This window comes from Simplicispira piscis (assembly GCF_054783455.1).
Map to the genome: position 1 here is coordinate 27,081 of NZ_BAAGQN010000004.1, position 14,746 is coordinate 41,826.

A 14,746-nucleotide genomic window follows, 5' to 3' on the forward strand; every position below is an offset into this window, starting at 1 on the left:
GCCCCGTTTCATCGCCTGCCGCCTGGAGACCCCTGGCCGCATGAGTGCCGCTGCCTGGGCCTGGATGCAGTTTGCAGCCTGCGCGGCCTTGATCGGTACCGCAGGCTTTCAACTCTCGCGCTATGGCGATGCGATCGCACGGCACACCGGGCTGTCGGGGAGCTGGATTGGCCTGACGCTGGTCGCCAGCGTCACCTCGCTGCCAGAACTGGCCACCGGCATTACCAGCGTGACCCTGGCCCAGGCGCCCAACCTGGCTGTGGGCAATGCCGTGGGCAGTTGCGTGCTGAACCTGGCATTTCTCGTGGTGATCGACCTGCTGCACCGGCGCGAACCTGTCTGGAGCCGCGCCCACCGGGGCCATGTGCTGGCGGCTGCTTTTGGCGTGGTACTGCTGGGTTTTTTGCTGTTGGGCCTACTGATCGGCCAACTGGCGCCGCAGCCTGCCTCCCAAGCTTCGCGCTGGGGGCTGGGGCTGATGACGCCCGCCATGCTGGTGTTGTATGTAGTGGCCATGCGCGTTGTTTTTGCCTATGAACGCGCCCACCCGACCGAAACGGACATGGAGCCAGCTTCGGCCCCTGCAGCCACTTTGCTGCGCCAGGCCATTGCACGCTTTGCGCTGGCGGCGCTGGTGGTCGTGCTTGCAGGGTTGTGGCTACCTTTTGCCGCGATTGACCTGGCACACGCAATGGGCTGGAACCGCAGTTTTGTCGGTAGCCTGTTCGTGGCCATGGCCACCACCCTGCCGGAGCTGGCCGTCACCCTGTCGGCCCTGCGCCTGGGTGCGCTCGACATGGCCATTGGCAACCTACTGGGCAGCAACCTGTTCAACGTCACCATCATTGCCGTGGACGACCTTTTTTACCGCCAGGGCGCCTTGCTGGCCGACGTATCACTGGTGCACGCCGTCTCGACCGCGTCGGCCATCGTGATGACCGGCCTGGCCATGGTCGGCCTGTTCTTCCGCCCACGCGACCGGGTCCTGCGCGCCGTGGGCGCCGTCAGCCTGGCCCTTGTGGCGGTCTACCTGCTCAACACCTATGTGATTTTTCTGCATGGCAACTGACCCGGCCCAGCCATCTCCTCAAGCCCCTGCGCCCACGGGCGGCGCACACCTGCGCGACATCCCGGACCTGGCCCGCGCCCATGGCGTGGACCCGGACACCGGCCTGCATCCTGACGAAGCGGGACGCCGCACCGAATTGCATGGCGCAAACGAACTGGCGGGCCCCGCATCGCACGGATGGCCCCGCCTGCTGGTCGATCAATTCAAGGATTTCATGGTTCTGGTGCTGCTGGGCGCCGCCATCGTTTCAGGCCTGGTGGGAGAACTGACAGACACACTGGTCATTCTGGTCATCGTGGTGCTCAATGCCATCATCGGTTTCGTGCAGGCCTGGCGCGCCGACAAGGCCATGGCGGCATTGCAGCAATTGGCGGCGGCGCATGCCACCGTGCTGCGCGGCGGAGAGGTGCAGGACCTGGCCGCCAGCGCCCTGGTGCCGGGCGACATCGTGCTGCTGGAGGCTGGAAACCAGATTCCAGCCGACCTGCGCCTCATCGAGATTGCGCAACTGCAGGTGGACGAATCTGCGCTGACGGGCGAATCGGTCACCGTCGCCAAGCAAACCGGCACCTTGGCCTTTGCAGGTGCCAGTGCCCTGGGCGACCGCACCAACATGGCATTCAAGGGCACCACGGCCACCCATGGCCGTGCCCGTGGTCTGGTGGTGGCCACCGGCATGCACACCGAGCTGGGCAAAGTGGCCCGGTTGCTCGACAGCGAGGACCGCAGCACCCCCTTGCAATTGCGCCTGGCCGCATTCGGCAAGCGCCTGGCACTGGCGGTGCTGGGCATCTGCGCGATCATTTTCGTGGTGGGCGTGCTGCGCGGCGAGGCACCCTTGCTGATGGCGCTCACGGCCATCAGCCTGGCCGTGGCGGCCATCCCCGAAGCGCTGCCCGCGGTGGTGACGGTGCTGCTGGCGCTGGGCGCACGCCGCATGGTGGCCGTGCATGCGCTGGTGCGCCGCCTGCCTTCGGTCGAAACTCTGGGCTCGGTCACCACCATTTGCTCCGACAAGACCGGCACCCTCACCCAGAACCGCATGCAGGCAGAACAACTGCTGGCCCTGGGCCAGCGCTGGACACCGGGCGACGCCCTGCCCGGCCCCGTGCACCACGAAGCGCTGCGCGCCGCAGCCCTGTGCAACGACGCAGTGCGCCACGGGCGCAACGGCACCGATGAAAACGGCACACCCGCCACGGCCACCCCCTGGATGGGCGACCCCACCGAAACCGCCCTGGTGCTGGCTGCGCACGCGGGCGGGTTGGACAAGGACCAGCTGGACCACACGTGCCCGCGCGTGCAAGAACAGCCCTTCGATTCCGACCGCAAGCGCATGACGACCTTCCACCGGGAGGGCGATGGCTTTGTGGCCTACACCAAGGGCGCCCCCGAATCGCTGCTGCCGCGCTGCACCGCGCAATGGACGCCCGAAGGCGGCGCCCCACTCGACGGGGCCAGCGTGCTGGCCACCGCCTCCACCCTGGCCGCACAGGGCCTGCGCGTGCTGGCCCTGGCCCGGCGCCACCATGCCTGCCTGCCCGATACCAATGCGCTCGATGCCGTGGAAAGCCAGCTCGAACTGCTGGGCCTGATCGCCCTTATCGACCCGCCCCGCCCCGAGGCGCAGGCCGCCGTGCGCGACTGCATCAGCGCGGGCATCACCCCTGTGATGATCACCGGCGACCACCCCGCCACAGCACGCGCCATTGCGCACCGCCTGGGTATCGTGACCCGCAGCGACGCCCCGGTGCTCACCGGCGCCGATCTGGCCACGCTGGACGCTGCGGCCCTGCGCGCGCAGGTCGAGCAGGTGCAGGTGTATGCGCGGGTCGACCCGGAACAAAAGATTCGCATCGTCGAGGCGCTGCAGGCCCAGGGGCATTTCGTAGCCATGACCGGCGATGGCGTGAACGACGCCCCGGCCCTCAAACGCGCCGACATTGGCGTGGCCATGGGGCGCGGCGGCACCGATGTGGCACGCGAGGCCAGCAGCCTGGTGCTGCTCGACGACAACTTCGCCACCATCGTGGCCGCAGTGAAGGAGGGGCGCCGCATCTACGACAACATCCGAAAATTTGTGCGCTATGCCATGACCGGCAATTCAGGCGAGGTCTGGACCATCTTCCTCGCACCGCTCCTGTTTCTGCCCATTCCGCTGCTGCCCATCCACATCCTGTGGGTCAATCTGGTCACCGACGGCCTGCCCGGCCTGGCGCTGGCGGCCGAACCCGCCGAGCGCGGCATCATGCAACGCCCGCCCCGACCACCGCACGAGAGCCTGTTCGCCCATGGCATGTGGCAGCACATCCTGTTCATGGGCCTGCTGATTGCCGGGTTGTGCCTGGCCGTGCAGGCCTGGGCTCTGCACACCGGCCATGCCCACTGGCAAACCATGGTGTTCACGGTGCTCACCCTGGCCCAGATGGCGCATGTCATCGCCATCCGCTCTGAATCCGAACCCATCTGGCGCTTGGGACTACTGAGCAACCGCCCACTGCTGGGCGCCGTGCTGCTCACCTTTGCCCTGCAGATGGCCACCATCTATGTGCCTTTTCTCAACCCCATCTTCAAGACCCAGCCGCTCAGCCTGTCAGAGCTGCTGATCTGCCTGGCCGCCGCCGCCACCGTTTACATCGCCGTGGAAGTCGGAAAGGCCCTGCGCAGCAGGCGGGCCGCCAAATAAGCTCATAGCAAATTGTTCGATCGCGGGCCGGTTCGGGCATGCACAATGCCCACTTGCCCGGGCGCGCGTGCGCTCACACCACCACCCTCCAGAGAGACTCCAACCATGCGCATTGAAACCCTTGCCGTTCACGCCGGTTACTCCCCCGATCCGACGACCAAATCAGCCGCCGTGCCGCTGTACCAGACCACGGCCTACGCCTTTGACAACGCCCAGCACGGCGCCGACCTGTTTGACCTGAAGGTGGCGGGCAACATCTACACCCGCATCATGAACCCGACCACCGACGTGCTGGAGCAGCGCGTCGCGGCGCTCGAGGGCGGCGTGGCGGCCCTGGCCATGGCCTCGGGCATGGCGGCCATCACCGCGGCCATCCAGACCATTGCCGAGACCGGCGACAACATCGTCTCGACCAGCACGCTGTATGGCGGCACCTACAACCTGTTTGCCCACACCTTTCCGCAGCAAGGCATTGAAGTGCGCTTTGCCGATGCCGCCCACCCTGCCAGTTTTGCCAAGCTGATTGACGAGCGCACCAAGGCGGTGTTCTGCGAATCAATCGGCAACCCGCTGGGCAACGTGACCGATATCGCAGCGCTGGCCAAGGTGGCGCACGACGCTGGCGTGCCGCTGATCGTGGACAACACCGTGCCCAGTCCCTACCTGTGTCGCCCCATCGAACACGGCGCCGACATCGTGGTGCACGCGCTGACCAAGTACATGAACGGCCACGGCAACAGCATTGGCGGCATCATTGTCGACAGCGGCAAGTTCCCCTGGGCAGAGCACAAAGCCCGCTTCAAGCGCCTGAACGAGCCCGACGTGAGCTACCACGGCGTGGTCTACACCGAAGCCCTGGGCGCCGCCGCCTACATCGGCCGCGCCCGCGTCGTGCCGCTGCGCAACATGGGCGCCGCCATTTCGCCGTTCAACGCATGGCTCACGCTGCAAGGCATCGAAACCCTGCCGCTGCGCATGGACCGCACCTGCGACAACACCCTGGCGCTGGCCAAGTTCCTGCAAAGCCACCCCAAGGTGGAATGGGTGCGCTATGCCGGGCTGCCCGACCACCCCGACCACGCGCTGGCGCAGCGCCAGATGGGCGGGCGGGCTTCGGGTATCTTGAGCTTCGGCCTCAAGAGCAGCGACGCCGACCCGCGTGCCGCTGGCGCACGCTTCCTCGACGCGCTGGACCTGTTCACGCGCCTGGTCAACATCGGCGACGCCAAGTCGCTGGCCACGCACCCTGCATCGACCACGCACCGCCAGCTCAACCCTGAGGAGCTGGCAAAGGCCGGTGTGAGCGAGAACATGGTGCGCCTGTCGGTGGGCATCGAGCACATCAACGATCTGCAGGCTGACCTGGCCCAGGCGCTGGACAAGGTCTGAAGACCACTCCGGCCGCTGCTTTCAACACAGTGGCCGGATTTCAAGCATTTTCGGTCTCTAGCGCTTAATGGGTAAGCGTTGCTAGCTATTTTTAGAGTAGTAAAAACCACACCATTACAGACAGCTCTACCCATCATTCTGTTTCCAAACCATTCGTGTTTAGGCGCGAAGCCTACGATCAGTGCTGTAACACGGCAAGGCGAAGCCACAACGACACGAGTGGTTTAGGGCAATGCTGAACAAGTCCCTCACGCGCTGCGCATCCGTACCTCGGGCGGTCTGCGGCGTTGCAAATCCTCGCCATAGCTGCGGCCATGGCTGTGGTTTGCGCCTTGCATCCCATCCCGATGCACGGCGCGCATCATCGCGGTGACTTATTCAGCATCGCCTTAGAAATGAAATCACACAGCACGGGCCCGAATACACTGGGCTCCTTCAAAGCCCCTGTGCATGCACCGCATGCCCGCTGCCCTCGCCGTGCTGTACTCTTCCCGCGCTCCGTTGCTGCGTTTTGCTGCGCTGCTGCTCACCAGCCTGCTGCTGGCACTGGGCAACGCGCAGGCCTGGGCTTCTACTTCCCCGCAGGATGCGGTGGATGCCTCCAGGCTGGGCGCCCAACCGCTGGCCCTGACGGCCCACCTGGACGTACTCGAAGACCCCGGCGGCAGTTTGACGCTGGAGCAGGTTCGCGCACCCGTGCTGGCACAGCAATTCACCCGCAGCCGCCTCACCGGAGAGGCTCTGAATTTCGGCATCACGCCGTCGGCCTGGTGGCTGCGCCTGCAGGTGGTCAACACCAGCGACCAGCCGATAGAGCGCCTGCTGGAAGTGGCCTACGCACGCCTGTCGCACCTGAACTTCTACGCCCCGCAAAGCGATGGCAGCTATCACACGGTAGAAACCGGAACCACCGCGCCTTTTGAGAGCCGCGGCTACGCGCACCGCCATTTCGTCTTCAACGTGCCCTTGCCTCCCCTGGCTGAACAAACCCTGTACCTGCGCGTGGCGTCCACCACGGCCTTTATCGTGCCCGCGCGGCTGTGGGAGCCCGCTGCGTTTCACGCCTACGAACGCAGCGACTACGCGGTGCAGGCCTGGTATTTCGGCATGGCGGCCGCCATGGTGCTGTTCAATCTGTTGCTGTTCGTGCGCCTGAAAGACTGGCTGTATCTGCAGTACGTAGGGTTTGCGCTCTCGATGGCCTTTGCCCTGGCGGCGCAAAACGGCCTGGTCAAAGAAATTTTCCGGCTCGAATCGCCCCTGTGGTCAGACCTGTGCACCAGCTTTGGCTATTCGTTCGCCCTGGCCAGCGGCATGCTGTTTTTGCGCCGCATGGTGGAGACACGGCTCCTGCTGCCCCGCCTGGACCCCTGGTTGCAGGGCTTTATCGTCTTTTTCCTTTTCAGTCCCCTGCTGTTTCTGGTGACGGGCCAGGCCCTGATCAAGGCCGCCGCCGTGGCGTATCTGCTGGCCATGGTGGCCATGATGGCCGTGGCGGTCTACGCCGCCTGGCGGCGCCAGCGCAGCGCGTATTTTTTTATCGCAGCGTTCGCTGTGCTGGGCCTTGGCGCTGTGACCAACGCGCTGCGCGCCATAGGACTGCTGCCCAGCAACGTTTTCACTGCCAATGCCATGCAGTTTGGATCGGCGCTGGAAATGATCTTGCTGGCGCTGGCCCTGGCCGATCGCTTCAACCAGATGCGCCGCGAGCGAGCAGACATGCAGGCACAACTGCTTGCCACGCAGAAGACGCTGATCGACACGCTCAGGGGCAACGAGCAACGCCTGGAGGCGCGCGTGGCCGAACGCACTGTGGCCCTCGAAGCGGCCAACAGCCGACTCGAATCCCTGAGCCGCACCGACGGCCTCACAGGCATCGCCAACCGGCGCCGGTTTGACGAGGTATTGACGAGCGAATGGGCGCGCTCGCTGCGCAGCGGCGAACCGCTTGCGCTGGCCATGCTCGACATCGACTGGTTCAAGGCCTACAACGACCAGTACGGCCACCTGGCAGGCGACGACTGCCTGCGCAGCGTGGCGGGCGTGCTGGCACATTGCGCAGTGCGCAGCACCGACCTGGTGGCGCGCTATGGCGGAGAGGAATTTGCCATCATCGCCCCCAGCACCACGGCCGCGCAGATGCAGGCCGTGGCGCTGCAAGTCCAGCAGGCGCTGGCGACCCTGGCGCTGCCCCACCCCACCGCACCGGGCGGCTGCGTCACACTCAGTGTCGGCGTCTGTGCGCGCGTCGCCCAGGCAGGCCAAGCGCCCGAAAGCCTGGTGGCGGCGGCCGACCAAGCGCTCTACCAGGCCAAGGCCACGGGGCGCAACCGGGTGGTGCTGGCCTGATTGCTATTTATAGCAAAAATCGCCTCTGGCGCTTATAGATAAAGCGCCTACAGCTCTCAAATAAATAGCGAATCACAGATCCCGCGCCAGGCGCACACCACTGAACTGCCAGCGGGCCGTGGCGGGAAAGAAGTTGCGGTACGTGAGCCGGGCATGCCCCGGCGGCGTGGCGCATGCGCTGCCACGCAGCACGTATTGGTTCACCATGAACTTGCCGTTGTATTCGCCCACCGCCCCTTCGGCGGCGCGAAACCCGGGGTACGGCGCATAGCTCGACTGCGTCCACTGCCAGGCCTCGCCCCACAGTTCACGCAGGCCACTGCCCGGTGCGGCCTGCGGCTCGATCCGGGCACGCAGTGCGTCGGCAGGGGCCAGCAAGGCAGGCGCCAGCGGCGCGGCGGCCACCTCCCACTCGGCTTCGGTGGGCAGACGGGCACCGGCCCAGCGCGCGTAGGCATCAGCCTCAAAGTACGACAGATGCGCGACCGGGGCCTGCGGTATGAGCGGCTGTTCGCCGTGCAGGCCAAACACCGTCCAGCCGCCACCCGGCGCATGGCGCCAGTACAAGGGGTGCTCGATGTGCTGCGCTGCCAGCCAGTCCCAGCCCTCGGCCAACCAAAGCCCGGGCCTGCGGTAGCCGCCGTCGCTAATGAAGGCCGCAAACTCGGCCTGGTTCACCAGCCGGGTGCCCAGGGCGTAAGGTGCAAGGTAGGTGGTGTGGCGCGGCAGCTCGTTGTCGAACGAAAAACCACGCCCCCCGTGCCCTATCTCGCACAGCCCCCCCGCAAACTCCAGCCAGTCCTGCACCTGCGCAGGCGCGGCAACAGGTGGCGGCGCATCGCGGTAGGCCGGGGCCAAGGGGTTGCCTGAGAACAGGTGCAGCACGTCGGTGAGCAGCAGTTCCTGGTGTTGCTGCTCGTGCTGCAGCCCCAGTTCTACCAAGGCCTGCAGCGCGGCGTTGTCCCCTTGCCGCGCCAGTAAGGCCTGTAGGCGCTGCTCCACGTTGGCACGGTAGGCCAGCACGTCCGAGAGCGCCGGCCGGGTGAGCAGGCCGCGCTGCGGGCGCGGGTGCTTGGCGCCCACGCCGTTGTAGTAGGAGTTGAACAGCACCCGAAATGCTGGGCGGAAAGGCTCAAACCCCGGCTCATTCGGCTCGAGCACAAAGGTCTCGAAGAACCAGGTGGTGTGTGCCAGATGCCATTTGACGGGGCTGGCGTCGGGCATGGACTGGACGCAGCAGTCCTCGGCAGACAGTGGCGCTGCGAGCAACGCCGTGTGCTCGCGCACCGCAGAGAAGCGGAAACCCAGGTCGGTCATGGCGGCATCCTTTCTCATGCTTGGGCGTGTACCAGGGCAAACCACTGGCGCGCATCCGTCCACGCACGGGTGCGTGCAAAACCGGCGTGCGCAAGCATTTCACAAAACGGGGCCAGCGGGTATTTGTAGCTGTTTTCGGTATGGATGCGCTCGCCCGCTGCAAAGGCCCGCTCTCCACCGGGCCAACGCACGACAACGGGCGTGCAGGCCTCCAGGTGCATCTCGATGCGCGACTCTGCGGCATTGAAGAAGGCGCGGTGCTGCCAGTCATTGGCCTCGAAGTCGCTGCCGATCAGGCGGTTCACATGTGCCAGCACGTTGAGGTTGAACTGCGCCGTCACGCCCTGCGCATCGTCGTAGGCAGCTTCGAGCACCGCCACCTCTTTGGGCAGGTCGATACCGATGAGCAGCCCGCCATCGTCCCCCGCCAGTGCGCGCATCTGGCGCAGCAAGGCCAGCGCACCGGGCGGGTCAAAGTTGCCAATCGACGAACCAGGGTAGAAGACCAGGCGCGGCGCGGCAGGTAAATCGCCTGGCAGATCAATCCCCCGCGTGATGTCGCCCCCCAGCGCACGGGCGTCCATGCCCGGAAAGCACGCTCCCAGCCGTTGCACGGCCCCTGTCAGGTAGTCGGCCGAAATATCGACACCCACGAAGCAGCGCGGTGCAATCAGCCCGCACAGCACGGCCGCCTTGGCACAGCTGCCCGCGCCCGGCTCGATCAGCGTGCAGCCCTGGCCGATGGCACGGGCAATATCGGCGCCCGACGCTTGCAGGATGGCGTGTTCGGTGCGTGTCGGGTAGTACTCGGGCAGGCGCGTGATGGCTTCGAACAGCCGGGAGCCGCGCTCGTCGTAAAAGTATTTGGGAGAAATGCAGGCGGGGGTGCGGCGCAGGCCTTCAATGATCTCGGCATGGCGGGGCTCTTGCATGAACGGAGGGGGCTTTCTCGGCGTGGCCGCTGGCAGAAAGAAGCACCTGCTACCCCGCGCAAGGGGCCGCAGATTCGCCAGCCCATTGTGCCGGGCTGCTGCAATCTGCGCTGTAGGCCTTCGCCCCACAAAACACTGCCCACAAAAAAAGGCCGGGGGAAACCGGCCTTGCACCCTATGCGCTGTGTGATCAGAAACGCCAGCCCAGGCCCACGCCGAACAGCACGGGATCGACCTTGAAGCTGCCCACCTTGACTCCGCCCGCACTGACGTCGGTGCCGATGTACACCTTCTTCAGATCCAGGTTCAGGTAGAGATTTTTTTGCAGCGGAATATCCACACCCACCTGCAGCGCCGCTCCAAAGCTGTTGCGGTCAATGTCCACGCCTGCGGGCGCGCGCACGCTGCTAAAGCGTGTGTAGTTCACGCCAGCCCCCACGTAAGGCTTGAAGCCGCCCATATCGTGGTGGTATTGCAGCAGCAGCGTGGGTGGCAGGTGCTTGAGTGAACCGATGTCCGTGGCGCCCGAGCGCAGCGTGTGTTTTTGCGGCACCGAAAGCACCAGTTCCGCCGCCAGGTTCGGGCTGAAGAAATAGCTCACATCGACGTCGGGCATCCATTTGTTGTTGACCGACAGGTTCAGGCCTGTGGTGTCCTTGTTGGCGCTGTCCAGGTGCAGCGCACGCACGCGCACCATCCAGGGGCCTTCGGCCTGCTGCGCCAATGCAGTACCGGCGCTCAAGGCACACACAACAGCGACCGCCAGAAGATTCTTTTTCATGCTCGACTCGGGAATTGGCACGGGGAAATACCCGCAACACCATTAGGCCTATATTTAGTAAGGCTATCTTTGCCCCAAATCAAAAACAAGGGTTTACCCGCAATTTCAGCAGTAAAGAGAACACTCAGCGGGAGACGCCGCCCGGTTTGCGCAGCCGCTGCACCAGCAACACGCCTGCCAGCACCACCCCGCCCGCCGCCAGACCTGCCAGCGCATTGAGCAGATTGGTCGCAAGCGCCTGCCACAGCCCGCCCATGGCACCGTGCCCCACAGCCGCCCCCGCAGCCTCGACGGCGTGGTGCACCCAGGGAATGCCGTGCACCAGAATGCCGCCCCCCACCAGAAACATGGCCGCCGTGCCGGCCACCGAAAGAAACTTCATCAACCACGGCGCCATGGCGAGAAAACCCCGGCCCAACGCCTGCGCAGCCCCACTGGCCTTGCCGCTGAGCCACAGCCCCAGGTCATCGAGCTTGACGATGCCGCCGACCAAACCATAGACGCCCACGGTCATCAAGAGGGCAATGCCCACCAGCACCGCCACTTGCTGCGAGAAACTGGCCGCCGCCACGGTGCCCAAGGCAATCACGATGATTTCGGCCGAAAGAATGAAGTCGGTCCGCACCGCACCCTTGATTTTTTCCTTTTCGAAGGCCACCAGGTCCACGGCCGGATTGGCATTGGCCTGCAGGTGCTGGGCAGTGCCTACAGCGTCCTCTTTGGCGTGCAGAAACTTGTGGGCCAGCTTCTCGACCCCCTCAAAGCACAGATAGGCGCCACCCAGCATGAGCAAGGGTGTGATGAGCGAGGGCAAAAAGGCGCTGATAGCCAGCGCCGCCGGGACCAAAATCGCCTTGTTCACCAGCGACCCCTTGGCCACGGCCCAGACCACAGGCAGTTCCCGCTCGGCGCGCACACCGGTGACCTGCTGGGCGTTGAGCGCCAAATCGTCGCCCAACACACCCGCCGTCTTCTGCGTGGCCACCTTGGTCATGGTGGCTACATCGTCCATCACAGCCGTGCTTTTATGGGCGGCCACCTTGGTCATGGCGGCCACGTCATCCAGAATCGCGGCAATATCGTCGAGCAAAGTGAGCAAACTGGCTCCGGCCATGGAAATCCTTCAAGGGGTGATGGGGGATGGGATTATGAAGGCCCCGTTCATCCCTTGAGGAGCAGCGCTCAAACCCATTCGCACTCACAAGTGAAATGGCGCAGAAACTGCGGCTGCTTGGTGATTTTTACGCCGCGGATGCTGGATGCCTTCTCTTTCACCTCGGCAATCACCTCGGCCGCATAGTCGAAATGCGACTGGGTGTACATGCGGCGTGGGAACGCCAGGCGCACCAGCTCCATGCTGTGGTACGTCTCCTGGCCATCGGGCAGGCGCTTGCCAAACATCACCGAGCCAATCTCCACGCCGCGAATGCCCCCCTCCAGGTACAGCGCATTGCACAGCGCCCAGGCCGGGTAATGCTCCACCGGCATACCGGGCAACACCGTTTTGGCGTCGATATAGACAGCATGGCCGCCGGTGGGCTTGACAAAGCCCACGCCGGCCGCCTCCAGGCGCTCTCCCAAGTATTCGGCAGTGCGCAATCGGTAGCGCAGATAGTCCTCGTCCATGCCTTCCTCCAAGCCGACGGCCATTGCTTCGAGGTCGCGCCCGGCCAGACCGCCGTAGGTGGGGAAGCCTTCCATCATGATCAGGCCGTTGCGCACGCCGTCCATCCATTCGCTGCTGCGCAGCACGATGAAGCCGCCGATGTTGACCATGGCGTCTTTCTTGGCGCTCATGGTGGCACCGTCGCAGTACGAGAACATTTCTTGCACGATCTCGCGGATAGGGGTGTTCTCATAGCCCGGCTCGCGCATCTTGATGAACATGGCGTTTTCCGAAAAACGGCACACGTCCATGATGAAGGGCTTGCCGTACTTCTTGAGCAGCTTGGAATACGCGCGGATGTTGGCCATCGACACTGGCTGGCCGCCGCCCGTGTTGTTGGTGACGGTGAGCATGCCAAACGGAATGCGCGCACCCTCCTTTTGCAGCACCGCTTCGACCCGCTCCAGGTCGATGTTGCCCTTGAAGGGGTAGATCAGCGCAGGTTGCAGGCCCTCGGGAATGACAAGGTCTACCGCCTCGATCCCCAAATATTCGAGATTGGCCCGCGTGGTGTCAAAGTGGCAGTTGTTGGGCACCAGGTCGCCTTTTTTGCACACTGCCGTGAACAGCACTTTCTCGGCCGCACGGCCCTGGTGCGTGGGCACGAAGTGCTGCATGCCTGTGATGTCCTGGATGGTTTTTTCCAGCCGGTAAAAGCTGCGCGCCCCGGCGTAGCTTTCATCCCCTTCCATGATGGCGCCCCATTGGCGGCTGGACATGGCACCTGTGCCCGAATCGGTCAGCCAGTCGATCAGCACGTCTTCGGCGCGCAGTTTGAAGACGTTGAGTTTGGCCGCTGTCAGCATGTTCTCGCGCTCGGCGCGGCTGGTCATGCGAATGGGTTCCACACTTTTGATGCGGAAGGGTTCAATCAGGGTTTTGGGCATTTTGGCTCCTTGGTGATCGGGTGAGGGACGCAAAGTTATCACCGGGTCGAAGAGCGTGGTGTCGGTTAAAAGCAACGACACGGGAGAGCGATGCCAGCAAGATCGCTTGCCCAAGAATTTCAATGAAAACAGTCTGTAACGCTTACTGCATAAGCGCTAACAGCTATTTATTAGATAGCATCAAAGATAGGGTGACAACAACCACACCAAGCGGTTGCGCAAGCGCGCAGGCAGGCTCTGGCGGGCCAGGGTGTCGGCGTCGAGCAGTGTGGCCTGGGCAATGCGCCCATCAATCAACGGGTCGAGCGCGGCCACCAGTGCCTCGTCGTAGCACTCGAGGTTGTATTCAAAGTTCAGCCGCAGGCTGCGCGCATCCCAATTGGTCGAACCGATCAACGCCCAGTCGTCATCCACCACAAAGAGCTTGCCGTGATCAAACGGTGGCGGGGTCAGATGGATTCGGCAACCCGCTGCCAGCAGCTCGTCGCACTGCGGCCGCATGGCCCAGTCGAGCAGCGGCAGGTTGCTGCGTGCGGGCAGCACAATATCGACCGCCACACCCCGCAGCGCCGTGGTCTGCAGCGTGCTCAGCACCACTTCGTCGGGTAGAAAATACGGCGTGACAATGCGCACCCGCTGGCGGGCCGCAGCCAGCGAGCCCAGGATGACCTGGCGCATGTGGTCGATGTCGGCATCGGGCCCGTCGGTGACACCGCGCGCCAGCAGCGACCCGCGGGGCACGGGCGGTGCAAACCAGGGCGCACCTTGCAGGCGCTCGCGCGTGGTGAAGGCCCAGTCGGTCGCAAAGGCGCGCTGCATGTCGGTCACCACCGGGCCGCGCACCTCGAAATGCAGGCAGTGCACGGGGGTGGATGGCTGGGTGCTGAACCAGTGGTTGGCGCTAATGTTCATGCCGCCGGTGAAACCCACTTCACCATCGACTACCAGAATCTTGCGGTGGTTGCGCAGGTTGACATGCGAGAGCAAGCGCGTAATCGAGGGCCGCAAAAACGACGCACAAGGAATGTCCAAATTGCGCAGCCGCCTGAGCACCCCGGTGGGCCGGTAGCGCGCGCCGACGGCATCCACCAGCACGCGCACCTGCACACCGCGCGCATGGGCGCGTGCCAGCGCCTCTACAAAAGCTTGGCCTGCCTTATCGTTGTGAAAGATGTAGGTCTGCAGCGTGATGGAGTGCTCTGCAGCATCCATCGCCGCCAGCATGGCCGGGTAGGCGTTGTCGCCATCGGTCAGCGGCTGCACGCTGTTACCGCCCAGCAGGGGCTTGCCGGTTACCTGCTGCCCCACACGCGCCACACCGGCCAGCACTGCATCCACCGCGTCGAAAGACACCGCAAAGGCTTCGGCCGCGTCGCCATCACTGTTCCAGGCTTGGCGCAGGCCCAGCGCCACACCAGTGCGCCCGATACGGTTGATGCCCAGCAGCCAATAGGCAAATGCACCACCAAACGGCGCCAGCCAGGCCAGCCCGATCCAGGACACGGCCTTGTGCACCTCTTCCTTTTTCATCAGCGCATGCAGGGTGACCGCCAGCGCCAGCGCGATGTGCACCGACGACAGCAGCCACAGCGCAAACCCGTGCAGCCACTGCAGTAAAAAGAAGGACTCGGGCGTTTCCATGGGGACATGGTAGGCCAGGATGCGCTGCG

10 protein-coding genes are annotated in these 14,746 nt (G+C 64.5%); 4 read left to right on the plus strand and 6 right to left on the minus strand.

The genetic code is table 11. The features are described 5' to 3' along the window. The first annotated feature begins 40 nt into the window (after positions 1-40). From ACYVOC_RS01420 to ACYVOC_RS01435, 4 genes are all read left to right on the plus strand, one after another. A complete protein-coding gene (locus tag ACYVOC_RS01420) occupies positions 41-1,069 on the plus strand; it encodes a sodium:calcium antiporter (protein WP_461160626.1) in 1,029 nt (342 codons plus the stop codon). Then, entirely contained in the window at positions 1,059-3,755 is a 2,697-nt protein-coding gene (locus tag ACYVOC_RS01425) for a cation-translocating P-type ATPase (RefSeq protein WP_461160627.1), read from the plus strand. The genes ACYVOC_RS01420 and ACYVOC_RS01425 overlap by 11 nt, the downstream gene beginning before the upstream one ends. Before the next feature lie 105 nt (positions 3,756-3,860). Next, positions 3,861-5,144 carry an O-acetylhomoserine aminocarboxypropyltransferase/cysteine synthase family protein gene (locus ACYVOC_RS01430; protein WP_461160628.1) on the plus strand — a complete coding sequence of 428 codons (1,284 nt, stop codon included), beginning with the start codon at positions 3,861-3,863 and terminating at the stop codon, positions 5,142-5,144. A 459-nt stretch (positions 5,145-5,603) separates the two neighbouring features. Continuing rightward, complete coding sequence (locus tag ACYVOC_RS01435; RefSeq protein WP_461160629.1) at positions 5,604-7,493, plus strand: diguanylate cyclase domain-containing protein; 1,890 nt, start codon at positions 5,604-5,606, stop codon at positions 7,491-7,493. A 72-nt stretch (positions 7,494-7,565) separates the two neighbouring features. Here the strand turns inward: ACYVOC_RS01435 and egtB are convergent, their stop codons facing one another. The 6 genes from egtB to ACYVOC_RS01465 all read right to left on the minus strand — a co-directional run bounded on the left by egtB (position 7,566) and on the right by ACYVOC_RS01465 (position 14,717). Continuing rightward, the gene (egtB, locus tag ACYVOC_RS01440; RefSeq protein WP_461160630.1) at positions 7,566-8,810 is read right to left on the minus strand and encodes an ergothioneine biosynthesis protein EgtB; all 1,245 of its coding nucleotides are present in this window, start codon (positions 8,808-8,810) and stop codon (positions 7,566-7,568) included. Between the two features lie 14 nt (positions 8,811-8,824). Beyond that, a complete protein-coding gene (egtD, locus tag ACYVOC_RS01445; RefSeq protein ID WP_461160631.1) occupies positions 8,825-9,742 on the minus strand; it encodes an L-histidine N(alpha)-methyltransferase in 918 nt (305 codons plus the stop codon). A gap of 190 nt (positions 9,743-9,932) precedes the next feature. Then, a complete protein-coding gene (locus ACYVOC_RS01450; RefSeq protein WP_116003777.1) occupies positions 9,933-10,523 on the minus strand; it encodes an OmpW/AlkL family protein in 591 nt (196 codons plus the stop codon). A 124-nt stretch (positions 10,524-10,647) separates the two neighbouring features. Beyond that, positions 10,648-11,637: a DUF808 domain-containing protein gene (locus ACYVOC_RS01455; protein WP_116003776.1), complete on the minus strand. Its 990-nt coding sequence runs from the start codon at positions 11,635-11,637 to the stop codon at positions 10,648-10,650. A 68-nt stretch (positions 11,638-11,705) separates the two neighbouring features. Next, the gene (locus ACYVOC_RS01460) at positions 11,706-13,076 is read right to left on the minus strand and encodes a tryptophanase (protein ID WP_116003775.1); all 1,371 of its coding nucleotides are present in this window, start codon (positions 13,074-13,076) and stop codon (positions 11,706-11,708) included. A 180-nt stretch (positions 13,077-13,256) separates the two neighbouring features. After that, positions 13,257-14,717 carry a phospholipase D-like domain-containing protein gene (locus ACYVOC_RS01465; RefSeq protein ID WP_116003774.1) on the minus strand — a complete coding sequence of 487 codons (1,461 nt, stop codon included), beginning with the start codon at positions 14,715-14,717 and terminating at the stop codon, positions 13,257-13,259. Positions 14,718-14,746 lie beyond the last annotated feature (29 nt).